The following is a 23392-nucleotide window of genomic DNA, read 5'->3' on the forward strand; positions in this document are numbered from 1 at the left end:
GCGCTGGACGGCTCGCGGAGGGGGTGACCGGGGCGGGGGCGCTGCCATCGTGGGCGGCTGCAAACTCTTCGCAGTTGCAGAGGCTTCGCTTCAGCCTCCCCCGGGCGCTAAAGTGACCCGGCCGTGGTGTTCGGGAAGACCGGTGACGGACCGTCCAGGTCCCAGTCCGGAGCGGCCCTCGCCACTGTGATCGGGGAGTGACCGTCCCGATCCGCGCGCCGGCCCCACGGGCGCGCGGAAGCCACTGGCCGCAGCCGGCTGCCGGGAAGGCGGGGACGGGCGCGCAGGGACCCGTAAGCCAGGAGACCGGCCACGGCATCTCACAGATGGTCCACGAGGTGCTGGAGCGTTCAACCCTTATGTCCCGACCCACCGATTCCCCCGGCGCCACCGCGCCCGCCTTCCGCTGGCGCCGCCAGGACACCGTGCGGACCGCCGGCCTGCTGGCCGTCATCGCCGCGCTGCACGTCGTCGCGTTCGGCGTGCTCTACCTGCTCGTCGTCCCGAACCACTACACCGTCGGCTCCAAGGTCTACGGTGTCGGCCTCGGCATCACCGCCTACACCCTCGGCATGCGGCACGCCTTCGACGCCGACCACATCGCCGCCATCGACAACACCACCCGCAAGCTGATGGCCGACGGCAAGCGCCCGGTCTCCGTCGGCTTCTGGTTCGCCCTCGGCCACTCCAGCGTCGTCGTGGCGACGGCCGCCCTGGTGGCCGGCGGCACGCAGCTCGCCGGGAAGCTGATGGACGAGGAGTCCACGGCCCACCAGACGCTCGGCGTCGTCGGCACCACGGTCTCCGGCGGCTTCCTCTACCTCATCGCCGCGCTCAACCTCGTCGCCCTCGCCGGCATCCTGCGGATCTTCCGCGCGATGCGCGAGGGTCGCTACGACGAGGCCGAGCTGGAAGCGCACCTGGACTCGCGGGGCTTCATGAACCGCATCCTCGGCCGCTTCACCCGCTCGATCACCCGGCCGGGGCAGATGTACCCGCTGGGCTTCCTCTTCGGCCTCGGCTTCGACACGGCCACCGAGGTCACGCTGATGGTCATGGCGGGCAGCGGCGCCGCCGCGGGCCTGCCCTGGTACGCGATCGTGTGCCTGCCGCTGCTGTTCGCCGCGGGCATGAGCCTCTTCGACACCCTCGACGGCACGTTCATGAACTTCGCCTACCAGTGGGCGTTCTCCAACCCCGTCCGCAAGGTCTACTACAACCTCACCATCACCGGCCTGTCCATCGCCGTCGCCTTCCTCATCGGCACCATCGAACTCGTCGGCGTCCTGCACGAGAAGCTGGGCCTGGACGACGCGGTGACCGGCTGGATCGCCGGCCTGAACCTCGACAACGTCGGCTTCGTCATCGTCGGCCTCTTCGTCGTGGTCTGGGCGGCCGCCCTCGGCTACTGGCGCTTCGGCAAGGTCGAACAGCGCTGGGCGGCGCGCACGGCGGCACCGGCCGAGAGCTGAAGACCGGCTTCCGCCCGGAGGACGAGGACCGACGGGGTCCGGTCACGACACGGTCCGGCCCCGTCTCCTCCGCACACAGCGGGGAGACTGGGCCTCGCATCAACCAGGGAGAACGGCGAAGCGCTCGTGAAGGTCCTTGACGGGCTCGGCGTTGCGGGCCATGAGGTAGACGCGGGAGTTGGTGCGCCGGACTTCGTGGACGAGCTTGAAGCCCTGGCTTTCGTTGTAGGCGACCAGCTCGGAGAAGTTGCAGCCGCGGCGGACCCAGGTCTTGCCCACGGCGGCGGCGCGGTCCACGGCCCACAGGCCCATGGCCGTTCCGGGCTTGTACTGGCGGTATGCGGGATCAGTGACGCTGGAGTACAGGTAGTGCGCCGGCTCGGCCAGTTCCCTGTCCGTCCAGCCCCATGGTGGCGTCTGATCCTGCACGGCGATGAAGCCGATGATCCTCCCGGCGTCGTCATCGGCGAGGACCCATACGTCGCCGCCGGGGTTCGCGGACTGACCGGCGAGGTCGGCGGCGCTCTTCCGCCAGCTCGGCAGGCCCCGGTCCTCCAGCCATGCCGAGCGGGCGAGGATCATGGTTTCCACGGCGGGGATGTCGGCGGCCGTGGCCGGTCGCATGGCGAACACGTCTCTCCTGTTTTCGTGGTCTCGTCAGAGGAATGCCCGGGCGGCGCAGTGGAGGTCCAGCACGTCGAGGAGCGGGGCGTCGCCATCTTCCCGGTACGGCCCTTCGGGCAGCCGGCGAACGGCTTGACGGAGCCCGTCCGACCGACCTCGCCGCGGCCCAGCAGTGGGTGAACGAACCGCCGTCCGGCGAGGCCGGCGGGGCCGCGGTCGCGGGCTTTCGGGCGGGGCGGGCCGTGGTCACGCTGTCCTGGTGGCCGCTTCCTCCACTGCTTCGGATTCCTTCCCCGCTGGTGCCGGCACCAGCTGCGCCTGCCCCGCCAGGATCACCAGCGTGCCCGCCGCGAGTCCCAGGACGCCGCAGGACGCGGCCCACGTCGCGCCGGCCTGTTCCAGGACCGTGCCGGTGACGGCCGAGCCGAGTGCCACGCCCGCGGTCATGAGCGTCACCAGCCAGGCGAACGCCTCGGTGACCGTGCCCGCCGGCGCGAGGTCGCCCACCAGTACGAACACGATCGTGAGGACGGGCGCGAGGAACAGGCCGGTGAAGAGCATCAGGCAGGCCATGTACGGCGGGGCGGGCAGCAGGCACAGCAGCCCGTACCCCGCCGTCAGGCCGAGCATCATCAGCAGCGTCCGGCGCGGTGGCGCCACCCGCCAGTGCCGCACCGCCCCGTAGGCCAGCCCGCCGGTGAGCGCGCCGAGGGCGTTGAGCGCGAGCAGCGTCGGAGCGCCACCGGGCAGCCGGTGCCCCTCCGCGTAGGAGACCACGAGGACATTGAGCGTGCCGATGGCGATGCCCACGCCCGTGAGGCCCGTGATGAGGACGACCAGACCGCGGCTGCGCAGCGGCCCCAGCCAGTCGGCTGGCCGGGCGGGCGCCTTCCAGGCGCGGGCGGGCGGAGCCGTGGCGACAACGAGCACGCCGGCGATGCCCAGGAGCGCCCCCGCCCACAGCGCCGCCGCGGGCGAGGCGACCGCCACGCCGCCGGCGACCACCAGAGGCCCGCCGACGAAGACCAGTTCCTGGGAAGCGGAATCCAGCGCGTACGCCGACTCCAGCCGTCCGGGCGCGACGATGTCGGGCCACAGGGCCCGCAGGCAGGGCTCCAGGGGAGGGGTCGCGGCGCCGGCGAGCACGACCCCGCCCAGGACGGCCGCCGTGCTGCCGGGCGCGACGGCCACGACGACGAACCCCACGGCCGCCACGAGGGCCGTCGGCAGCAGGACGCGCGGCTGGCCCACCCGGTCGACGAGCCTGCCCAGCAGCGGCCCGCCGACGGCGGAGGCGACCGCGAACGCCCCGACGGCCACGCCCACGAAGCCGTAGGACGCCCCCGCCTGACGGAGTGCCAGCGGGACGGCGACGGCGGCCATCGCGCTCGGCAGCCGCCCGACGAGCGTGCCCAGCAGCAGCCGGGTCACATGGGGGCCGCGCAGCAGGTCCGCGTAGCTCACGGGGAGTCCTCCCCGTCCGCCGAAGGCTCCGGCCGCAGGGCCCTGGTCGGTGCTGACGCTCTCGTGGGTGGGGTCACCCGATGATCGTTATACGTAACACGTGAGCCGTCAAGGGACCGTGGCGGAATGCGCCCGGGCCGCGCGCGGCGGTGCGGCTGCGGCGGTTTGTCCGGGCCGGGGCCGTGGAGGAGCCCCCGGGGCCGCCCGCACACACGGGGCTCGGCGAAGCCCGCGCGGCCCGGCGCCGCTGCGCCGGAACCGCGCCCTCGGGACGCACGGCTGACGCACGAGCCGCACCGGTCCCGTGCCGCCGGGGGCGTCCGTCGCCACACCTGCCGCGCGGGGCATCATGACAGCACGTCAACCACTCGCTACCCTCGGCGCTGACAACGATGTCGGCATCCTGCGTGGCGTCACCCGAGGGGCGTGGACGATGAGATGGACCGGACACCTGCGCTCGCGCACCGGCGCGGCCGCACTCGCACTGGCGGCGGCAGCGGGCGGGATCTCGCTCACCGCCCCCGCTCCGGCCGCGGCGGCCGGCGGGCTCACCGGCCTGGTGAACCCCTTCATCGGCACCCAGAACGAGGGGAACACCTTCCCCGGCGCCGCCGTGCCGTTCGGCATGGTGCAGCTCTCCCCCGACACCGGCCACAGCACGGGCTACGACTACAAGCACGACCGCATCCGCGGCTTCAGCACCGTGCACCTGTCCGGCGTGGGCTGCCGGATCGGCGGCGACCTGCCCGTGCTGCCCACCACGGGCGACGTGCAGCAGACCGACAACGCCCGTTACGCGGCACAGTTCAGCCACCGCGACGAGACCGCCCGCCCCGGCTACTACCGGGTCCGCCTCTCCTCCTACGGCGGCATCACCGCCGAGCTCACCGCGGGCCGCCGCACCGGCCACCAGCGCTACACCTTCCCCGCCACCGGCAAGGCCAACGTCCTGCTCAACACCGGGCAGTCGCTGCACCGCACGGTCTCGACGACCGTCGAGGTCCTCGACTCCCGGACCGTCCGCTCCGCCATCACCGGCCGCGGCTTCTGCCAGGACACCCGCCCGTACACGGTGTACACGATCACGCGCTTCGACCGGCCCTTCACCGCCTTCGGCACCTGGAACGGCGACCAGGTCTCCGAGGGCACCCGGAAGTCCGTCTCGGCCGGCCGCAACGGCGCCTGGGTGCGCTTCGACACCACCCGCGACCGCACCGTCGAGGCCACCACCGCCGTCAGCTACGTCGACGCGGCCGGCGCGGCCGGCAACCTGCGCGCGGAGGACGACGGAGACGACGGATTCGACCGCACGGCCCGCGCCGCGCGCGACGCGTGGGAGCGCCGCCTGGGAGCCGTGCGCGTCCAGGGCGGCCCGGAGGCGCTGCGCCGCACCTTCTACTCCTCGCTCTACCGCGCCTTCCTGGCGCCGAACACGGGCAGCGACGCCGACGGCCGCTACACCGGCTGGGACCAGCGCGTCCACCGCGCCCGCGGCTTCACCTACTACCAGAACTGGTCGCTGTGGGACACCTACCGCACCCAGGCGCAGCTGCTCGCGCTGCTCGCGCCGGAGGAGTCGCGGGACATGGCGCTGTCGGTGCTGCGGGTGGAGGCGGACGGCGGCTGGCTGCCCAAGTGGGGCTACGGCACGGTCGAGACGAACATCATGACCGGCGACCCGGTGACCCCCTTCCTCACCAACGCCTACCAGCACGGGCTGCTCAAGGGCCACGAGGAGGAGGCGTACCGGGCGCTGAAGCGGAACGCCGACGGCGTGCCGGCCAAGGACTCCCCGTACGTCGGCCGCAACGGCAACGACCGTTACCTCAAGGACGGTTACGTGCCCTGCACGCCCTCCCGGCCCAAGGACAAGCCGGGCGACTCCGACCTGCACCAGGGCGGTTCGGCGACGCTGGAGTACGCGCTGGCCGACGGCATGCTCGCGAAGATGGCCCGGTCGCTGGGCCACCGCGCGGACGCCGAGCGGTACGCGGCCCGCTCCCGGAACTACCGCAACGTCTTCGACCCGCAGACGGGCTTCTTCCGGGCCCGCGGCGCCGACGGCGCGTTCACCGGCCCGGCCGACCCGGCGAAGAGCATCTGCTTCCACGAGGGCACCGCGTGGCAGTACCAGTGGCTCGTGCCGCAGGACCTGCCGGGGATGGTGGACCTCATCGGCGGCAAGGCGCGGGCGAACACCCGGCTCGACTCCTTCTTCGCCTACGACCGGCTGGTGCGCGACCCCGCGCGCACGGCCCGCGAGGTGTGGGTCCACGGCCCGTACGACTACTACAACGCCGACAAGTACAACCCGCAGAACGAGCCCGACCTGATCGCCCCGTACACCTACCTGTCGACCGGGCAGCCCTGGAAGACGACGGACGTGGTGCACGCCGCGCTCACCCTCTTCACCGACGGGCCGACCGGCATGACCGGCAACGACGACCTGGGCACGATGTCCGCGTGGATGGTGCTCTCCGCCATCGGTGTGTTCCCCGTGCAGCCCGGTGCGGACGTGTGGGGGCTCAGCACACCGGTGTTCGACCGGGTCGACGTCGACCTCGGCGGCGGCCGGTTCACCGTGACCGCCCCCGGCACCTCGGACCGCGACCGCTACGTGCAGTCGGTGCGGCTCGACGGCGAGCGCTACGGCCGGACGTATGTGACCTCGCGGCAGATCACGGACGGCGGCAGGCTGGACTTCACGGTCGGCGACGCCCCCTCGGAGTGGGGCACGCAAGCCGCCGCCGTGGCACCCGCCATCGGCTGAACCCTGCCCGCCGGCGCGGGGCGGCGCCTTCCGTCGCCGCCCCCCGCGGTCCATGATGACCGCGATGATCCGCCGTCAGCGCCGACGAGAGGACATGACATGGCCGGGCTCCGGACGGGACAGGGCGTTCTGCGCCGCAAGCCGATCGAGACGATCGAGGAGGCGGAGGAGGCCGAGGCGCACGGCGAGCACCTGTCCCGGGCCCTGGGCCTGTGGCAGCTCACGGCGATCGGGGTCGGCGGCATCATCGGCGCGGGCATCTTCAGCCTCGCGGGCACCATCGCCAACGGCGTCGCCGGGCCGGCCGTGCTCGTCTCCTTCCTCATCGCGGGCGTCGCGAGCGCGGCGGCCGCGTTCTCGTACGCGGAGTTCGCCGGCCTGATCCCGCGGGCCGGGTCGGCGTACACGTACGGCTACGCGGTCCTCGGCGAGATCGCCGGCTGGTTCATCGGCTGGGACCTGCTGCTCGAATACACGGCGATCGTCTCCGTGGTGGCCATCGGCATCTCCGGGTACATCAACTTCCTGCTCGGCGAGGCGCACGCCGAGCTGCCGGCGTGGATGCTCGGCGCGCCGGGCACCGGCACGGGGCACCGCGTGGACCTGTTCGCGGCGCTGCTGTGCCTGCTGATCGCCTGGCTGCTGAACATGGGCATCAGGAGCGCGGCCCGCTTCGAGACCGTGGTCGTGGTCCTGAAGGTCGTCGTGGTGCTGCTGGTGATCTCCGTGGGGTTCTTCCACATCAACTCGGGCAACTACACCCCCTTCTTCCCCTTCGGCGTCAGCGGCGCGTTCACGGGCGCGGCCACGGTCTTCTTCGCGGTCTTCGGCTACGACGCGATGTCCACGGCCGCCGAGGAGTCCCGGGACGCACAGCGCCACATGCCGCGGGCGATCCTGTACTCGCTGGCGATCTCGATGGTGCTGTACGTGCTGGCCTGCCTGGTGCTGACCGGCATGCAGAACTACAAGGACATCGACAAGGCCAGCGGCTTCTCCACCGCCTTCAAGTCCGTGGGGCTCGGCGGGATCGCGGACGTCATCGCGGTGGGCGCGATCATCGGCATCCTCACCGTCATGTTCACCTTCATGCTGGGCGTGACCCGGGTCTGGTTCGCCATGAGCCGGGACGGCCTGCTGCCGAAGTGGTTCGCGAAGACGCACCCGACGCGGCACGTGCCCACGCGCGTGACCTGGATCGTGGGGGCGGCGTCGGCGGCCATCGCGGGCCTCGTCCCCATCGGGGAGGCCGCGGAGCTGACCAACATCGGCATCCTGCTGGCCTTCGCGGTCGTGTGCACGGCGGTGATCGTGCTCCGCTACCGCCGGCCGGAGCTGCCGCGCTCCTTCCGCTGCCCGTGGGTGCCCGTGGTGCCGGGGGTCGGGGTCGCGGCGTCGATCTGGCTGATCACGTACCTCGCGTGGCAGACGTGGGTACGGTTCGCGGTGTGGTTCGCGGTGGGGCTGGTGGTGTACTTCGCCTACTCGTACAAGCACTCGGAGCTGCGGCACGCGGATGCGCGGGGGATTCCGCGGGATTAATGGGCCGGGGGAGGTGCGGCACCGCCGGGCCGGTTGCGTCGTGCTTGCTCGCCGCGGCGGCGGAAGAAGTGTGCCTGCGGCACACCGTCACACGGCGGAATGCTGCCTTCCGTAAGCGTTACTTCAGCAGACGGGAAAGACGCCGGTCGGCGAGCGGCTTGCCGCCCGTCTGGCACGTCGGGCAGTACTGCAGCGACGAGTCGCTGAAGGACACCTCGCGCACGGTGTCGCCGCACACCGGGCACGGCTGCCCCGTGCGGCCGTGCACCCGCAGCCCGCTCTTCTTCTCCGCCTTCAGCTCGCCCGCGGCGTGCCCCCGCGCCCGCTCCACCGCCTCGTGCAGCACCGTGCGCAGCGCCCCGTACAGGGCGGCCGTCTCGTCCTCCGTCAGGCTCGCCGCGAGCTTGAAGGGGGACATGCGGGCCGCGTGCAGGATCTCGTCCGAGTAGGCGTTGCCGATGCCGGCGATGACGGCCTGGTCGCGCAGGACGCCCTTGAGCTGCCGCCGCTCCCCGCGCAGCAGCGCCGCGAAGGCGTCGAGGGTGAAGTCCGGGGAGAGCGGGTCGGGGCCGAGCCGGGCGACGCCCGGCACGTCGGAGACGTCGTGCACGCAGTAGGCGGCCAGCCGCTTCTGGGTGCCCGCCTCCGTGAGGTCGAAGCCGCCGCCCCCGGCGAGCCGCACCCGCAGCGCGAGCGGGCCCTTGCCGGGCCGCGGCGGGGTGCCGGGCAGGGTCTCCTGCCAGCGCAGCCAGCCCGCGCGGGCCAGGTGGACGACGAGGTGCGGGCCGCCGCCGGTGGAGAGGGCCAGGAACTTGCCGTGGCGGCGCACGCCGGTCACCTCGCGGCCCTCCAGGGCCGTGAGCGGCGGGTCGTAGGTCTTGAGGACGCTCACGGCCACGGGCAGCACGCGCTCGACCGTACGGCCGACGAGGTGCCCGGTGAGGAATCCGGCGAGGGCCTCGACCTCCGGCAGCTCCGGCATGGCTCCAGTCTGCCGCGGCCACCGCCTTCGGCAAGCGGGCGCACGCAACCGGGGTGGCGCGCGGGGCAGCCGCGTTCTTCCGCCGCGGCGGCGACCGGCCACGACGGCGCGCTCCGGCGGTACCGTACATGCCGCCGTCCGGCCGGCCCGCGGACGTGAGCGCGGGTGCGGTCAGCCGACGGGGGCGTCCCATTCGACGCGGTACGACGTCAGCCAGTCGTCGGCGCCGTCGGAGCTCGCGGGGGTCCGCCGCTCGCCTGGCGGGCCGGCGATCCGCCCCGCCATGGTCGCGCTCAGCGCCACCACGCGCTCCACGCGCTCGCGCCGCAGCCGTTCGTACGCCGCGAAGGCCTCCGCCGGTCCGGGCAGGTCGCGCAGGCAGCGGGCGAGGACGACGCCGTCCTCGATGGCCATTGATGCGCCCTGCGCGGCGTTGGGCGCGGTGGCGTGCACGGCGTCGCCGACGAGGACCGCGCGCTCGCCGTGCCAGACGGGGAGCGTGGGGATGTCGTAGGCGTTCACACCGACGACGGCGTCCCCGGTGGCGGCGACGAGCCCGGTGACGGGCGTGCGGTCCCCGGCGAAGGCCTCCAGGACGCGCTCCCGCCAGCCGGCGGGGCGGATCGCGGCGAGAGCGGCGCGGGGCTGTTCGGGCGCGGGGATGTTCGCGAACCAGTACGTGGTGCCGTCGGGCGCGCGCGTGCAGCCGAAGAAGGCGCGCTGCCCGTACACCATCCGGTACGTGCGCTCCGGGACGGCGTGGCCCGCCTCCCGGGTGCGGCCGCAGACCGTGAGCTGGCCGGTGTGGCGCGGCGGGGGCGCCGCCGGGTCGAGGAGGGTGCGCGTGCGGGAGTGGATGCCGTCGGCGCCGATGAGCACGTCGCCCTCCGCGCGGGTGCCGTCCGCGAAGTACGCCACGACGCCGTCCGGGCCGGTCGTCGCGTCCACGAGGCGCTTGCCGTACGCGACGCGGACGCCCCGGCGGACGGCCTCGTCGCGCAGCGCCCGGTAGAGGGCGGCCCGCTGCAGGGTGCGCGGGCTCAGGCCGTCGCCGCCCGCGCCCGTCAGGGGCCGCGCGCCGAGCCGTGCACCCGTGGGGCCGAGGAACTCCACGGTGTCCGCCGGGAAGGAACACGCGAGGACCGGCTCGTCGGCGCCGACGGCGCGCAGCGCCGCCAGGCCGTTGGCGAAGAGGACGAGGAACGCCCCGAGGTGGTCCGCGCCGGTCGGATGCGCCTCGTGGACGGTCGCGTCGATGCCGGCGCGCCGCAGCGCCATCGCGGTGACGGGCCCGGCGATGCCGCCGCCGATGACCAGGGCGTGGGTCATGCTCCGAGCGTAACGGGGGAGGGGGCGGGCGCGTCCAGAGGGCGTGGGGCGCTGCGCTGCGGGCGGAGGCGGCCTGTCCGCTGTCGCTTCTCGGGATGCCTCGGGGCACCTCGGGACGCGGGATCAGCAGCCGTCGCCGGCGGGCGCCTTCACGCCGTACGCGGTCGGCCCGCCAGGCCTTCCGCGGCGCGCGGATCCGCCGATCAGAGGTCTCCCAGGGCCTGCGCCAGATAGCGCGCCGTCACGCTCCCGGCCGCCCCGGCCACTTCGCGCGGCGCCCCGGCCGCCACCACGCGGCCGCCCGCGTCGCCGCCGCCGGGCCCCAGGTCCAGGACGTGGTCCGCACCCGCGGCGACCGTCATGTCGTGCTCCACCACGACGACCATGTTGCCGGCGTCGACCAGGCCGTGCAACTGGCGCATGAGCAGTTCCGTGTCGGCCGGGTGCAGTCCGGTGGTGGGCTCGTCCAGGACGTAGAGGGTGTGGCCGCGGTGGGTGCGCTGGAGCTCCGTGGCGAGCTTGATGCGCTGCGCCTCGCCGCCGGAGAGCTCGGTGGCGGGCTGTCCCAGGCGCAGGTAGCCGAGGCCGACGTCCTGGAGGGTGCGCAGGCCGCGGCGCGCGGCGGGCACGCCGGCGAGGAACTCCGCGGCGGCGTCGACGGTCATGCCGAGGACCTCGGCGATGTTCGCGCCCCGGTAGGTGATCTCCAGCGTCTCCGCGTTGTAGCGCGCTCCGCCGCACGCCTCGCACGGGGCGTACGAACCGGGCAGGAAGAGCAGCTCGACGGCCACGAAACCCTCGCCCTGGCAGGCCTCGCAGCGGCCGCCGGCGACGTTGAAGGAGAACCGGCCCGCGGTGTACCCGCGCTCGCGGGCGCCGTCCGTCGCGGCGAAGACCTTGCGCACGGCGTCGAAGAGGCCCGTGTACGTGGCGAGGTTGGAGCGCGGCGTGCGCCCGATCGGCTTCTGGTCGACGCGCACCAGGCGGTCGACGGCGGTCAGCCCCTCGGCCGGGAACTCCGGTGCGCCGCCCTCCAGGTGGGCGGCGACGGCGCCGGCGAGGACCTGCCCGACGAGCGTGGACTTGCCGGAGCCGGACACGCCCGTGACCGCGGTGAACACACCGAGCGGGAACTCGGCGTCGAGGCCGCGCAGGTTGTGCCGGGTGACGCCGCGCAGCCGCACCGCACCGGAGGGCGTGCGGGGCGTGCGGGGCGCGGGGGGCTCCTCGGAGAAGACGAAGCGGCGGGTCGCGGATTCCGCGACGCCGGCGAGGCCGCCGACCGGGCCGCTGTAGAGGACCTGCCCGCCGTGCTCCCCGGCCCCCGGGCCGACCTCGACGATCCAGTCGGCGCGGCGCACGACGTCCATGTGGTGCTCGACGAGGAAGAGGGAGTTGCCCGCGCCCTTGAGCCGGTCGAGGACGGTCAGGAGCGCCGCGCTGTCGGCGGGGTGCAGGCCCGCGGAGGGCTCGTCCAGCACGTACACGACGCCGAAGAGGCCCGAGCGCAGCTGGGTCGCGAGCCGCAGCCGCTGCAGCTCGCCCGCGGAGAGGGTCGGGGTGGGCCGGTCCGTGGCGAGGTAGCCGAGCCCGAGCTCGGTGAGGACCTCGATGCGGGCGACGAGGTCCCGGGCGAGGGTCGCCGCGGCGCCGTCGCCGTCGCAGGCGGGGCGGAGCGTCTCCGCGAGGACGGACAGCGGCAGGGCGGCGAGCGCGGCGATGTCCCGCCCCGCGAAGGTGACGGCGAGCGCCTCCGGGCGCAGCCGCCTGCCGCCGCAGGCCGGGCAGGCGGCGCTGACCAGGTGCCGCTCGGCGCGGGCGCGCAGCGCGGCGCTCTTGGAGTCGGCGACGGTGTGCAGGACGTAGCGGCGGGCGCTCATGTACGTGCCCCGGTACGGGCGCTGGATGCGCTCGGCGTCCCGCACGGGATGGACGGTGACGACCGGCTGCTCGTCGGTGAAGAGGATCCAGTCGCGGTCGGCCTGCGGCAGCTCCCGCCAGGGCCGGTCGACGTCGTGGCCGAGGGCGTCGAGGATGTCCCGGAGGTTCTTCCCCTGCCAGGCGCCCGGCCAGGCGGCGATCGCGCCCTCGCGGATCGACAGCGAGGGGTCGGGGACGAGCGACTCCTCGGTGACCCGGTGCACCACGCCGAGGCCGTGGCACTCCGGGCAGGCGCCGGCGGCGGTGTTCGGCGAGAACGCGTCGGAATCCAGGCGCCCGGCGCCCGCGGGGTAGTCGCCCGCGCGGGAGAAGAGCATGCGCAGGGAGTTCGACAGCGTGGTGACCGTGCCGACGGAGGAGCGCGAGGTGGGCGCGGAGCGGCGCTGCTCCAGCGCGACGGCCGGCGGCAGGCCGGTGATCTCCTCGACCTTCGGCGCGCCGACCTGGTGGATCAGCCGGCGCGCGTACGGGGCGACGGACTCGAAGTAGCGGCGCTGGGCCTCGGCGTAGACGGTGCCGAAGGCGAGGCTGCTCTTGCCGGAGCCGGAGACCCCGGCGAAGACGACGAGCGCGTCGCGGGGGATGTCGACGTCGACGGCCTTGAGGTTGTGCTCGCGGGCACCGCGGACCCGGACGTAGGGGTCGTGCATGGGGGGACTCCGGGGGCGCGTGGTGGGGCTCGGAGCCGAGTGTATGTCCCCGCACCGCGGAATGGGATCATCACTCCATGCGCCTGACCGAACTCGCGTCCGTGGGACCGTTCTTCGCCCTGCGGACCGGAGGGGCGCCCGCGGGCGCCGCGGAATACGGGCCGCTGCTCGACGGGCGGATCGTGCGGGCCCGCGTGGAGACCGTCGCGGAGCGGCTGGGCACGCAGGACCGGCGCGTGGCCGCGTCCGTCGCCTACCAGGGCATCGCGGGGCGGCTCCTGTCGGTCGCCCTGGGCTCGGCCGTGCTCACCGGAGAGGTGCCCTGCCTCGCCGGTGAGCGGCTGCGCTGGCACCCGGCCCGCACCGCGCCGGAGGACCTGTGGCTCCCGCGGCCCGAGGCCTTTCCGCGGCCCGGAGCCCCGCAGCACGCCGCGGACGGTGGGGTCGTGGGCGGCGGGGTCACGGCCAGTGGGGTTGCGGGCAGCGGGTTCGCGGACAGTGCGCTCGCCGGGCTGATCCGCGAGCACGTTCTGCACGGCCCGCTGGCGGAGCTGCACCGCACCACGCGCGAGGTCGTCGCGGTCTCCGGCCGCCTCCTGTGGGGCAACGCCGCCTCCTCGCTCGCCGGCTCCCTGCGGGTGCTGCACGCCTGGTGCCGCGAACAGGGCCGGCCGCAGGACGCCGCCCGTGCGACCGCCCTCACCCGCGCCGTCCTCGCCGACCCGGTCCTGCGCGGCACCGGCACCCTCGCCACGGACGGCCCGCCGGACGCCGCGCCGTCGTTCGTGCGCAGCACCTGCTGCCTCTACTACCGCGTGCCGCCCGGCGGGACGTGCGGAGACTGCGTGCTGCGGCACGCGCCGCCGCGGGTGCGCTGAGGGAACGCGGCGGGCGGCCACTCCCGCGTCGACAGCACTCCGAGGACGTACGCCTTGGCCACCAGCGCCGTCCGGTTGGGCACGCGCCAGCGCCGGGTGAGCCGGGTCAGGTGGTAGTTCACCCCGTCCACCGTCAGCCCGACCGCCTTGCCGATGGCCGCCGTCGTCGCCCCCGCGGCCGCCAGCGCCAGGATGTGCCCCTCCACGACGCTGACCTCGGCGACCGGCTCCGCCGGGCGGGGGATCGTCTCGGCCGCGGCGGCCCGTACCCGGAGCACCGCGAGCAGCATCGGGCTCGGCGGGAAGCCGTCGCCGACCGGGTCCACGAGCAGCTCGCCCTCCCGTTCGACGCCGCCCGCGCCCGCCATCCAGCGCACCTCGATCGGGTGACGCGGCCGGCGGCCGAGCCGCAGCGCCTCGATGTGCCGGTCGAGCCGGCCCGGCAGGCGGGGCCGGAACAGCTCGTGCAGGTTCCGGCCGCGCAGCCGGCCCGGGGACGTGCCCCACTCGGCGGCCATGGCCGGGTTCGCGACCGTGACCTCGCCGTCCGGCCGGCAGACCGCGATCGGGGTCGGGATGCGGTCGAGGAGCAGCAGGAAATGATTGCGCCAGCTGATGTATTCGTCGCTCACCACGGTATGCCCGGCCCCTCGCTCGTCCCGTGCCCGTCCAAGGGCCTGTCCAGTGCTTGCCCGGCGGGCCGCGCCCGGGAGCGTCACGCCGCGAACCACTGCACAATCGTGCAGTTCTGTATACGACCGGAATAGGCGACTTGCAGCCGGGTGCGGCCGGGCCGGTCCGGTGCTTCCGGGCCACGGCACCCGGCCGGCCCCGTTTGGAGCGCTGCCCGGCGGACAACCGGAGAACGCGGACCCCCGGAGAACCCACGCAACCGGAACCCAGGAGGCGGGAGTGACCAGCCGAGCCCGGATCGTCATCGTCGGAGCCGGATTCGCCGGCTACCAGGCCGCCCGAGAGCTGTCCCGCACGGCGCGCGGCGCCGCCGAGATCGTGCTCGTCAACCCGCACGACCACTTCCTCTACCTGCCGCTCCTGCCCGAGGTCGCGGCCGGCGTCCTCGAACCGCGCAGGGTGACGGTGTCCCTGATGGGCACGCTGCCGCGCGTGCGGCTGGTCCTCGGGCAGGTGGACGCGATCGACCTCGACGGGCGGCGCGTCGAGTACGCGGGCCCCGAGGGCGACCGCGGCTCCCTGCGCTACGACCGGCTCCTGCTGACCGTGGGCAGCGTCAACAAGCTGCTGCCCGTGCCCGGCGTCGCCGAGCGCGCCCACGGCTTCCGCGGCCTGCCCGAGGCGCTCTACCTGCGCGACCACGTCGTACGCCAGACCGAACTGGCCGCCGCCGCGGCCTCCGCGGACGAGGCCGCCGCCCGGCTGACGTTCGTGGTCGTCGGCGCGGGCTACACCGGCACCGAAGTGGCCGCGCACGGGGCGCTCTTCACCGATTCCCTCGTGCGGCGCAACGCGGCCCTGCGCGCGGCGGGCGCCCGCCCCCGCTGGCTGCTGCTCGACCTGGCCCCGCGGATCCTCCCCGAGCTGGACGAGCGCCTCTCGCGCACCGCGGACCGCGTGCTCCGCCGCCGCGGCGTGGAGGTCCTCCCGCGCACGTCCGTCAAGGAGGCCACCCGCGAAGGCGTGCACCTGGACAACGGCTCGTTCGTCCCGACCCGCTCCCTCGTCTGGTGCGTGGGGGTCCGCCCGGACCCGCTCGTCGCCGCCCTCGGCCTGCCCACGGAGCGCGGGCGGCTGTGCGTGGACGAGTACCTGGCCGTCCCCGGCCGGCCGGAGGTCCTCGCCTGCGGCGACGCCGCGGCCGTGCCCGACCTCACGCGGCCCGGCGAGTACACCCCGATGACCGCCCAGCACGCCCAGCGGCAGGGCCGGACCGCCGCCCGCAACATCGCCGCCTCCTTCGGCCGCGGCGAGCGCCGCCCGTACCGCCACCGCGACCTGGGCTTCACCGTCGACCTCGGCGGCGTCCAGGCCGCGGCCGACCCGCTGCACGTCCCGCTGTCCGGCCCGCTGGCCGCCGCCGTCACCCGCGGCTACCACCTGGCCGCCATGCCCGGCAACCGTGTCCGCGTGGCCGCCGACTGGCTCCTGGACGCGGTCCTGCCCCGCCAGGGCGTGCAACTGGGCATCGTCCGCTCCGGCTCCGTCCCCCTGGACACGGAGACCCCGGAGGTGGCCCGCACGCCCGGCTGGGAGGCGTAGGGCCCGTCAGTCCCCGTCCTCCAGGCGGAAGCCGACCTTCAGTCCCACCTGGTAGTGCCCGATCGCGCCGTCCACCAGGTGGCCCCTGATCTGGGTGACCTCGAACCAGTCGAGGTTGCGCAGGGTCTGCGAGGCGCGGGCGAGGCCGTTGCGGACGGCCTGGTCGACGCCGTCCGGGGAGGAACCGACGATCTCGGTCACGCGGTAGGTGTGGTGCGTCATGGGCGCTGCTCCAGGTGCGGGGGAAGCGGTGCGGTCACCACCGAAGCGGTGCGGTCACCACCACCGTGGCGCACCCCGCGCCCCCGCGCGAGGCGAGCGCGTGCGCCCGGGCTCACCGCAGCTTGACCACCGTGCGTTCCTGGAGGACGTCGGGCGCGGGCCCGGCCGCGGGCGGGACGGGCGGGCCCGCCGTGTAGACGGCCAGGAGCTTCCCGGACTCGTCCAGGACGGGAACGGCGGCGGGGATCACGTCCCCGCCGGACAGGCGCAGGGCCAGGACCCCGTCGTGGTCGGTGAGCTCCAGCGACCCGCACGGGGCGGTGGGCGCCTCCGCTTCCTTCGCTCCGGGACCGGCCACTTTCTCTTCGGCTTCCTCGTCGGCCATAGCGGCACCTCCTCGTCTCCGGCCCGCAGGCTACCCGCGCCGCCGCGCCGGGACACCCAGCCGTCCGCTACGGCACCACCGTCACCGGCCGGCGCCCCGCCTGAGCACCCCTCACCCGGCGGGGCTAACCGGCGCGCTCCCGCACCGGCACCGCCACCGGCACCGACAGCGACAGTGCGAACCGCCCCTCCCCGTCCGTCCACCAGTGCGTGGTCTCCAGGCCGGCCGCCGCGAGCTCGGCCCGTACTCCCGCCTCGCGGAACTTGGCGGAGACCTCCGTGAGCAGTTCCTCCCCGGCGGCGAAGTGGACGGCGAGGTCGAGCGCGGGGATCTTCGCGACGAGGGCGCCGCGGGCCCGCAGCCGCATCTCGATCCACTCCTCCCGCGCGTCCCACAGGGCGACGTGGTCGAAGTCGTCCGGGTCGAAGTCGGCCTCCAGCTCGCGGTTGATGACGGTGAGGACGTTCTTGTTGAAGGCGGCGGTCACGCCCGCCGCGTCGTCGTAGGCCCGCACCAGCGTCCGCTCGTCCTTGACCAGGTCCGTGCCGAGCAGCAGGGCGTCGCCGGGGGACAACTCGGCGCGCACGGCGGCGAAGAAGGCGGATCGTTCCTTCGGGCGGAGGTTGCCGATGGTGCCGCCGAGGAAGGCGAGCAGGCGCGGCCCGGGCGCGGGCGGCAGGCGCAGGCCGTACTGGAAGTCGGCGACGAGGGCGTGCACCGAGAGCCCCGGGAAGCCGGCGAGCAGCCCCTCGGCCGCGCCGGTCAGGGCGCTCTCGCTGACGTCGACGGGCACGTAGTGGCCGAGAGAGTTCCGGGCGGTCAGGGCGCCGAGGAGGTGGCGGGTCTTGTCGGAGGAGCCGGAGCCGAGCTCCACGAGCGTACGGGCCCCGGTGGCCGCCGCGATCTCGTCCGCGCGGGCGACGATGATCTCGCGCTCGGCGCGCGTGGGGTAGTAGTCGGGCAGCCGGGTGATCTCGTCGAACAGCTCGCTGCCGCGCGCGTCGTAGAACCACTTCGGCGGGAGCTCCTTGGGGGTACGGGTCAGGCCCGTGGCGACGTCGGCGCGCAGGGCGGCCGCGGTCGCTTCGGCGGGGAAGGTGCGGGTCAGGGCGAACGGGCTCACGGGCGGGGCTCCTTGAGCGGTGTCAGGGTGACGGCGGTGCGGGTCGCGGTGAGCAGGGTGCGGTCGGGGACCTCGGTCCAGCGGGGGTCGTCGTCGTAGGGCTCGGAGGCGACCGCGGTGCGGCCGGCCGGGTCCGCCAGGTACCAGAGCGTGTCGCCCCAGGCGGTGGCGGCGATGGACGTGCCGTCCGTGAGCAGCAGGTTGAGCCGCGAGCCGGGCGCGGCCTCGGCGAGCTCGGCGACCGTGTCGGCCAGGGCGCCGCCGGGCGGGTCGCCGCCGCGCAGCCGGTGCTCGACGAGGGCCCACACGAAGGCCGCGTCGCAGCGGGCGGCGAGCCGCAGCAGCGCCTCGGCGGGCAGCAGCGCGGCGAGGGGAGCCGCGGTGCCGGGCCAGCCGGCGACCGCCCCGTTGTGGCTGAACAGCCAGGGGCCCGCGGCGAACGGCGCGGCGGCTGCCTCGCCGTCGGCGCCCGGGCCGGTGGCGTCCCGTACGGCCGCGAGGAGGGCGCGGGTGCGCACGACGCGGGCGAGGTCGGCGAAGGACAGGTCGGCCCAGACGGGCCCGGCGCGCCGGTAGCGGGCGGGCACCGGGTCGCCGTCCGCGTACCAGCCGACGCCGAAGCCGTCCGCGTTGACCGTGCCGTGCCGCTGCCGGCGCGGCGCCCAGGACTGGCGCACGAGGGAGTGCGGCGGGTCGGCGACGCTCGCACCGATGGTCTCCGGCGGCCCCACGACCGCGATGTGACGGCACATCAGGCGGGCTCGGCGTCGCGTGCGGTGCGGAACCCGGCGAAGATCTGCCGGCGGACCGGGAGGTCCCAGTTGCGGAACGTGCCCCGGCAGGCGACCGGGTCGACGGCGAAGGACCCGCCGCGCAGCACCTTGTGCGCGCTGCCGAAGAAGACCTCCGAGTACTCCCGGTAGGGGAAGGCCCGGAATCCCGGGTAGGGCAGGAAGTCGCTGGACGTCCACTCCCACACGTCCCCGATCAGCTGCCGGACGCCCAGCGGCGAGGCGCCCGCCGGATACGCCCCCACCGGCGCCGGCCGCAGGTGCCGCTGGCCGAGGTTGGCGTGCCCGGGCCCGGGGTCGGCGTCGCCCCACGGGTAGCGCAGGGACCGGCCCGTGCCGGGATCGTGGCGGGCGGCCTTCTCCCACTCGGCCTCGGTCGGCAGCCGCCGGCCCGCCCACGCGGCGTACGCGGCGGCCTCGTACCAGCTGACGTGCAGGACCGGCTCGTCGAGCGGCACGGGCTCGACGGTGCCGAAGCGCCGCCGCAGCCACCGCGAGCCCGAGCGCCGCCAGAACAGCGGGGCCGCCAGCTTGTGCGCGCGGACCTGCCGCCAGCCCTCCGGATGCCACCAGCGCGCGTCGCCGTAGCCGCCGTCCTCGATGAAGCGCAGGTAGGCGCCGTTGCTCACCGGCAGCGTGTCGATGAAGAACGACGGCACGAAGCGGTGGTGGGCGGGCCGCTCGTTGTCCAGCGCCCACGGCTCCGCCGAGGTGCCCATCGTGAACGGGCCGCCCTCGACCAGCGCCTCGGACGGCAGGCGGGCCGCGTCCGGCGCGGCGGCCGGCGGATCGGGGGCGCCGAGCGCGGGCGCCCCCCGCCGCAGCTGATGGGTGATCAGCATCGTCTCGTCGTGCTGCTGCTCGTGCTGGGCGATCATGCCGAACGCGAAGCCGGACTCGACCAGCGGCCGGCCCTCGAACGGGACGGCCTCCAGGACGTCCAGCACCCGGCCGCGCACGTCCGCGACGTAGCCGCGGGCCTCGGCGGGCCGCAGCAGCGGCAGCGCCGGCCGCGCGGCTCTCGGATGCCGGAACGCGTCGTACAGCGGGTCCAGCTCGGGGCGCAGCGCCTCGTGCCCGCCCACGGCGCGCAGCAGCCACTGCTCCTCCTGGTTGCCGATGTGCGCCAGGTCCCACACGAGCGGGGACATCAGGGGCGAGTGCTGCGCGGTCAGGTCGCGGTCGTCGACGCAGCCGGTGAGGAGCCGGGTGCGCGCACGGGCGCGGAGCAGGGCGTCCGTGGCGCGCCGGCGCAGGACCTCGGGGTCCGGACCGGGGGCGGTCATGCGGTGCTCTCCTTGCTCTCCCGGGACGGCCCGGTGCCGGGCCCCTCCAGGAGGTCGTCGGCGGGACACCGGCCCCGGTCCACGTACCGCGCGGTGAAGGTGTCGACGGCCGCCAGCACGCGCTGCGGCGCGCCGAGCCGGGGCAGGGCCTCGCGGGCGGCGGCGAAGCAGGCGACGGCGGCGGAGCGCAGTTCGGGGTCGGCGAGGCCGTGGCGGGCGGCGTTGCGCCACAGGGCGTTGCGGGGCGCGGGCTCCGGGCCCGCCGTGTCGGCCAGGGCCTTGACGGTCCGGTAGGCCGTCTCGGCGGCCACGGGATCGTCGAAGAGGGCGGCCGTGACCGCCAGCGGCACCACCCAGCCGTCCTCGCCCGGCTGGGCGTCGATCATGCGCAGCTCCAGGTGGCCCCGGGGCCGCACCGGGGGGAACAGCGTGGTCAGGTGGTAGGCCACGTCGTCGTCGGTGGCCGGCCGGGGCCGTGCCGTACGGGCCCAGCCGCGCAGGTCCAGCCCCCACGGCGGCTCCCACGGGCCGTGCCCGGACCGTACGCACATGATCCGCGCGTCCAGAGCGTACGCCGCCCACGCCGCGCGCGGGTCGAGGCCTTCGGGCGGCGCCGTCGTGCGGCTGGGGTCCATCCGCTCGTAGCAGGCCTGCCGGGTGGAGCGCCAGCCGGTGGGACGGCCCCCCGCCAGCGGGGAGTTGGCGAACGCGGCGACGAGGACCGCGCCCAGCAGGTGGGCCAGCCGCCAGCGCCGCCCGAAGCCGAGCGGCCCGGGCTCCTCGTGCCCGGCGTCGACGCACACCTGCACCGAGGCGGTCTTCGTCATCACGGTGCGCCCGGCGCCGCCCCAGTGGTCGTGGAAGTCCTCCATCGCGCGGTAGCGGGGCGTGGTGAGGACGCGGCGCGGGGGATGCCAGGGGTCCTGGCCGTAGCCGGCGAGGGAGAGGCCGAGGGAGCGGAGCGCGGGGCGGGCCGCGGCCAGATCGGCGGAGACCTCCTCCACACAGGCGGTGAGGGACTCCGCGGGCCGGGAGCTGAACTCCAGCTGGCCGCCGGGCTCGACGGTGATCAGGGACCGCAGCGGCAGGGCCTGCAGCCGGCCGGCTGCCGCTGCCAGGCGGCGGGGGGAGACGGGACGGGAAGGATCCTGCAGGTCGTGGACGAGCCATTCCAGTTCGACGCCGAGGAACCGCGGCGGGCCCGTCTTGAAACAGATCCCGCGGACCAGGGCTTCCGCTTCGGCCTCGTCGACGACGCGGGGCGGACCCGCACCGCCGGACCTCAAGTCGGTCACTTTCCGTACCTCCGTCCGCCGTTCCGGCCGATGGTCACCCCACATATTGTGGCGAGCCCTTGACCCGCCCGCCAGAGGAGGGTCTACCGTCCCCGCGTGACCGCAGAACAGGTGACCGACGACGTCTTCCTGCCAACCACCTACGCCCGCGGCGTGCCGTACGCGCGCTTCCGGGAGCTGCGGGAGAAGAGCCCCGTGTGCCGGATCGGCGAACCGGCCGTCGGGCCCTGGCCGCCGGGCCCCGGCTTCTGGGGGGTCTTCCGGCACGCCGACGTCAAGCACGTCCTGCGCAGCCCGGAGACCTTCTCCTCGCACCTGGGGGCCACCCAGCTGCGCGACCCCGACACCGAGGCCGACCTGCGCTTCGTACGGGCCACCATGCTCAACCAGGACCCGCCCGGCCACAGCAGGCTGCGCCGGATCGTCGCCGCGTCGCTCACGCCGCGCGCCGTGCGCGAACTGGAGGCCGTGATCGACTCGCGGGCCCGTGCGCTGGTCGGCGGCCTCGCCGCCCGCGGCGAGGCGGACTTCGTGGCGCTCACCGCCGACCTGCCCGTGCGGACCCTCGCCCACGTCCTGGGCGTGCCGCTGGAGGACGGCCCGCTGATCTACGACTGGGCGAACCGGATCATCGGCTACCAGGACACGGACTACGCCCTGTCGGACACCGCCGCCCCCGAAGGGCTCACGCCCATGGGGCGCGAGGCCCTCGCCCGCCGCCCCGCGCCGCGCGCACGGCCCGACGGGCATCCGGTCAACCCGCGTTCGCGCGAGGCGCTGGCCGACATGTTCCACTACGCCCACGCCCTGGCCCAGCGGCCCGCGCCCGGCAGCGTGCTGGCGCTGATGCGCGAAGGAGGCCTGACCGGCGGCGAGTTCGAGATGATGTTCTTCCTCTTCGCGGTCGCCGGGAGCGAGGCCCCGCGCAACGCCCTGCCCGGGGGGATGCTCGCCCTCCTCGACCACCCCGGCCAGTTCGCGCTCCTGCGCTCCCGGCCGGAGCTGGTGCCCCCGGCCGTGGAGGAGATGCTGCGCTACTGGTCGCCGGTCGTGCACTTCCGGCGCACCGCCGCCCGCGACACCGAGCTCGGCGGGCAGCTCATCCGGCGCGGCGAGAAGGTCGCCGTCTTCCACCCGTCCGCCAACCGCGACGAGCGCGTCTTCCCCGATCCGGACCGCTTCGACGTCACCCGCAGCCCCAACGACCACGTCAGCTTCGGCCACGGCCCGCACTTCTGCATGGGCGCCCACCTCGCCCGCGCCCAGATGCGGGCCCTGCTGCGGGTGGTCCTGGAGCGGCTGCCCGGCCTGGAGCGGGCGGGTGAGGCGGTGCGGCTGACGTCGAACTTCCAGAACGGCCTCAAGCACCTGCCGGTGAGGTGGTGAGGGCCGTCCGGGGCAGGGGAGGCGCGGCTCACACGGCGAACAGGTCCGTGAACGGACCCGTGGCGTCGGCCACCTCGTGACCGAACGGCGAGTTGAAGTCCCAGATGAGGAAGAGCAGGAAGGCGATCAGGGCGCTGTAGAGACCGGCCAGGAGCAGCTCGCGCGGAGAACGCCGGATCTGCAGCGTGAAGATCAGCCCCACGGCCACCATCGCGCCCGCGACCAGCCCGAACCACACCACGCCCGGCATCGTGTCGCCCGCGTTCTGCGCGCGCGTGTTGCGCGCCGCGTCCGCGGCGCCGACCTGGTCCAGCAGCGGCTGGTAGGACTGGCCCTCGTGGTCGTTGCGCGGCTCGTACGAGGTGAGGTCCTCGCGCACCTTGTCCAGCAGCATCGTCCCGCGGTCGGTGAGCTCGCCGCGCTTGAGCATGACGGGCCACTCCTTGTGCACCACGTAGCTCACGTACGCGTCGACGTCCTCGCGGGCGCGGTCGCGCGCCGCGGGGGCGTACGCCTGCACCCGCTCGCTGACCTCGTGCAGCGCCTGCGCCTCGGCCCGGACCACGTCCTGGGCGCTGTTGCGGGCCTCCCAGACGCCGGCGATGGCCAGGCCCAGCACGATGGCGTAGACGACGCCGACCATCATCGTCATGTACTCGATGACGTCGGGCGTCTCGCTCGGGTCGTCGTCATCGCCGAGCCTGCGCTCCCTGAGCACGGTGATGGTCAGCACGACCGCGCATGCCGCGGCCATGGCGAGGACCAGGACCAGCCACTCGGACAAGGGGAACCTCCGTAAGACGAGAGTGCGGGTACGGGCGAGGGTGCAGGTACGGGCGGGGGTGTGCGAAGGGCCGGCGGCCGGGTGGGGCGTACGGGCGTCAGCCGCGGCGCCCGCTACCGCCGCCTCCGCGCGGCCGCAGCATGGCGGCGGCGAGCACGGCCGGAGCGGTCAGCACCAGCGTGAGCGTGACCAGCGACGCGCCGCCCTCGGGCGGCGGCGCGGCGCTCTGCCGG

The 23392-nt window shown here is 74.8% G+C and carries 19 protein-coding genes and 1 riboswitch; of the genes, 6 read left to right on the forward strand and 13 right to left on the reverse strand.

From position 1 onward, the window contains the following. The first annotated feature begins 107 nt into the window (after positions 1–107). A riboswitch (cobalamin riboswitch) is annotated at positions 108–329 on the forward strand. A gap of 30 nt (positions 330–359) precedes the next feature. Beyond that, positions 360–1472, forward strand: coding sequence for a HoxN/HupN/NixA family nickel/cobalt transporter (locus ACSNOH_RS20770; protein WP_436722894.1), 1113 nt, complete (start codon positions 360–362; stop codon positions 1470–1472). 99 nt (positions 1473–1571) lie between these two features. On the opposite strand, the gene ACSNOH_RS20775 is transcribed toward ACSNOH_RS20770, so the two are convergent. Together ACSNOH_RS20775 and ACSNOH_RS20780 are read right to left on the reverse strand one after the other, a co-directional pair. Then, a complete protein-coding gene (locus tag ACSNOH_RS20775; protein WP_436722912.1) occupies positions 1572–2096 on the reverse strand; it encodes a GNAT family N-acetyltransferase in 525 nt (174 codons plus the stop codon). A gap of 246 nt (positions 2097–2342) precedes the next feature. After that, positions 2343–3560, reverse strand: a complete 1218-nt coding sequence (locus ACSNOH_RS20780; protein WP_436722895.1) for an MFS transporter — start codon at positions 3558–3560, stop codon at positions 2343–2345. A 433-nt stretch (positions 3561–3993) separates the two neighbouring features. On the opposite strand from ACSNOH_RS20780, the gene ACSNOH_RS20785 reads away from it, so the two are divergent. Continuing rightward, entirely contained in the window at positions 3994–6330 is a 2337-nt protein-coding gene (locus ACSNOH_RS20785; protein ID WP_436722896.1) for a GH92 family glycosyl hydrolase, read from the forward strand. Between the two features lie 99 nt (positions 6331–6429). After that, entirely contained in the window at positions 6430–7872 is a 1443-nt protein-coding gene (locus ACSNOH_RS20790; protein WP_436722897.1) for an amino acid permease, read from the forward strand. A 118-nt stretch (positions 7873–7990) separates the two neighbouring features. On the opposite strand, the gene ACSNOH_RS20795 is transcribed toward ACSNOH_RS20790, so the two are convergent. From ACSNOH_RS20795 to ACSNOH_RS20805, 3 genes are all read right to left on the reverse strand, one after another. Then, complete coding sequence (locus ACSNOH_RS20795; protein ID WP_436722898.1) at positions 7991–8854, reverse strand: Fpg/Nei family DNA glycosylase; 864 nt, start codon at positions 8852–8854, stop codon at positions 7991–7993. Between the two features lie 171 nt (positions 8855–9025). Then, the gene (locus ACSNOH_RS20800) at positions 9026–10183 is read right to left on the reverse strand and encodes an FAD-dependent monooxygenase (RefSeq protein WP_436722899.1); all 1158 of its coding nucleotides are present in this window, start codon (positions 10181–10183) and stop codon (positions 9026–9028) included. Positions 10184–10386: 203 nt separating this feature from the next. Then, the gene (locus tag ACSNOH_RS20805) at positions 10387–12774 is read right to left on the reverse strand and encodes an ABC transporter (protein WP_436722900.1); all 2388 of its coding nucleotides are present in this window, start codon (positions 12772–12774) and stop codon (positions 10387–10389) included. Between the two features lie 77 nt (positions 12775–12851). Between ACSNOH_RS20805 and ACSNOH_RS20810 the strand changes: the two genes are divergently transcribed. Further along, positions 12852–13652 carry a (2Fe-2S)-binding protein gene (locus ACSNOH_RS20810; protein ID WP_436722901.1) on the forward strand — a complete coding sequence of 267 codons (801 nt, stop codon included), beginning with the start codon at positions 12852–12854 and terminating at the stop codon, positions 13650–13652. Here the strand turns inward: ACSNOH_RS20810 and ACSNOH_RS20815 are convergent. Then, a complete protein-coding gene (locus ACSNOH_RS20815; RefSeq protein ID WP_436722902.1) occupies positions 13583–14287 on the reverse strand; it encodes a PAS domain-containing protein in 705 nt (234 codons plus the stop codon). The two genes, ACSNOH_RS20810 and ACSNOH_RS20815, sit on opposite strands and share 70 nt — an antisense overlap. A gap of 277 nt (positions 14288–14564) precedes the next feature. Between ACSNOH_RS20815 and ACSNOH_RS20820 the strand changes: the two genes are divergently transcribed. Further along, positions 14565–15887: an NAD(P)/FAD-dependent oxidoreductase gene (locus ACSNOH_RS20820; RefSeq protein ID WP_436722903.1), complete on the forward strand. Its 1323-nt coding sequence runs from the start codon at positions 14565–14567 to the stop codon at positions 15885–15887. Between the two features lie 6 nt (positions 15888–15893). Here the strand turns inward: ACSNOH_RS20820 and ACSNOH_RS20825 are convergent, their stop codons facing one another. The 6 genes from ACSNOH_RS20825 to egtA all read right to left on the reverse strand — a co-directional run bounded on the left by ACSNOH_RS20825 (position 15894) and on the right by egtA (position 20989). Then, complete coding sequence (locus tag ACSNOH_RS20825) at positions 15894–16109, reverse strand: dodecin (RefSeq protein WP_436722904.1); 216 nt, start codon at positions 16107–16109, stop codon at positions 15894–15896. 112 nt (positions 16110–16221) lie between these two features. Further along, complete coding sequence (locus ACSNOH_RS20830; protein ID WP_436722905.1) at positions 16222–16494, reverse strand: hypothetical protein; 273 nt, start codon at positions 16492–16494, stop codon at positions 16222–16224. 124 nt (positions 16495–16618) lie between these two features. Further along, on the reverse strand, positions 16619–17617 hold the full coding sequence (gene egtD, locus ACSNOH_RS20835; RefSeq protein WP_436722906.1) for an L-histidine N(alpha)-methyltransferase: 999 nt from the start codon (positions 17615–17617) through the stop codon (positions 16619–16621). After that, on the reverse strand, positions 17614–18369 hold the full coding sequence (egtC, locus tag ACSNOH_RS20840) for an ergothioneine biosynthesis protein EgtC (protein ID WP_436722907.1): 756 nt from the start codon (positions 18367–18369) through the stop codon (positions 17614–17616). The genes egtD and egtC overlap by 4 nt, the downstream gene beginning before the upstream one ends. After that, positions 18369–19694 carry an ergothioneine biosynthesis protein EgtB gene (gene egtB / locus ACSNOH_RS20845; RefSeq protein WP_436722908.1) on the reverse strand — a complete coding sequence of 442 codons (1326 nt, stop codon included), beginning with the start codon at positions 19692–19694 and terminating at the stop codon, positions 18369–18371. The genes egtC and egtB overlap by 1 nt, the downstream gene beginning before the upstream one ends. Next, complete coding sequence (egtA, locus tag ACSNOH_RS20850) at positions 19691–20989, reverse strand: ergothioneine biosynthesis glutamate--cysteine ligase EgtA (protein ID WP_436722909.1); 1299 nt, start codon at positions 20987–20989, stop codon at positions 19691–19693. Before egtA ends, egtB begins: the two co-directional genes overlap by 4 nt. Before the next feature lie 96 nt (positions 20990–21085). Between egtA and ACSNOH_RS20855 the strand changes: the two genes are divergently transcribed. Then, the gene (locus ACSNOH_RS20855; protein ID WP_436722910.1) at positions 21086–22375 is read left to right on the forward strand and encodes a cytochrome P450; all 1290 of its coding nucleotides are present in this window, start codon (positions 21086–21088) and stop codon (positions 22373–22375) included. A gap of 28 nt (positions 22376–22403) precedes the next feature. On the opposite strand, the gene ACSNOH_RS20860 is transcribed toward ACSNOH_RS20855, so the two are convergent. Continuing rightward, positions 22404–23159: a DUF4239 domain-containing protein gene (locus ACSNOH_RS20860; RefSeq protein WP_436722911.1), complete on the reverse strand. Its 756-nt coding sequence runs from the start codon at positions 23157–23159 to the stop codon at positions 22404–22406. Positions 23160–23392 lie beyond the last annotated feature (233 nt).

This window comes from Streptomyces sp. URMC 127, assembly GCF_051386535.1.
In the GTDB taxonomy this organism is placed as follows: domain Bacteria; phylum Actinomycetota; class Actinomycetes; order Streptomycetales; family Streptomycetaceae; genus Streptomyces.

Coding starts and splice junctions, on each gene's coding strand:
- ACSNOH_RS20770 (WP_436722894.1), top strand. CDS start 360: ATGTCCCGACCCACCGATTCCCCCGGCGCCACCGCGCCCGCCTTCCGC.
- ACSNOH_RS20775 (WP_436722912.1), bottom strand. CDS start 2,096: ATGCGACCGGCCACGGCCGCCGACATCCCCGCCGTGGAAACCATGATC.
- ACSNOH_RS20785 (WP_436722896.1), top strand. CDS start 3,994: ATGAGATGGACCGGACACCTGCGCTCGCGCACCGGCGCGGCCGCACTC.
- ACSNOH_RS20790 (WP_436722897.1), top strand. CDS start 6,430: ATGGCCGGGCTCCGGACGGGACAGGGCGTTCTGCGCCGCAAGCCGATC.
- ACSNOH_RS20795 (WP_436722898.1), bottom strand. CDS start 8,854: ATGCCGGAGCTGCCGGAGGTCGAGGCCCTCGCCGGATTCCTCACCGGG.
- ACSNOH_RS20800 (WP_436722899.1), bottom strand. CDS start 10,183: ATGACCCACGCCCTGGTCATCGGCGGCGGCATCGCCGGGCCCGTCACC.
- ACSNOH_RS20805 (WP_436722900.1), bottom strand. CDS start 12,774: ATGCACGACCCCTACGTCCGGGTCCGCGGTGCCCGCGAGCACAACCTC.
- ACSNOH_RS20810 (WP_436722901.1), top strand. CDS start 12,852: ATGCGCCTGACCGAACTCGCGTCCGTGGGACCGTTCTTCGCCCTGCGG.
- ACSNOH_RS20825 (WP_436722904.1), bottom strand. CDS start 16,109: ATGACGCACCACACCTACCGCGTGACCGAGATCGTCGGTTCCTCCCCG.
- ACSNOH_RS20830 (WP_436722905.1), bottom strand. CDS start 16,494: ATGGCCGACGAGGAAGCCGAAGAGAAAGTGGCCGGTCCCGGAGCGAAG.
- egtC (WP_436722907.1), bottom strand. CDS start 18,369: ATGTGCCGTCACATCGCGGTCGTGGGGCCGCCGGAGACCATCGGTGCG.
- egtB (WP_436722908.1), bottom strand. CDS start 19,694: ATGACCGCCCCCGGTCCGGACCCCGAGGTCCTGCGCCGGCGCGCCACG.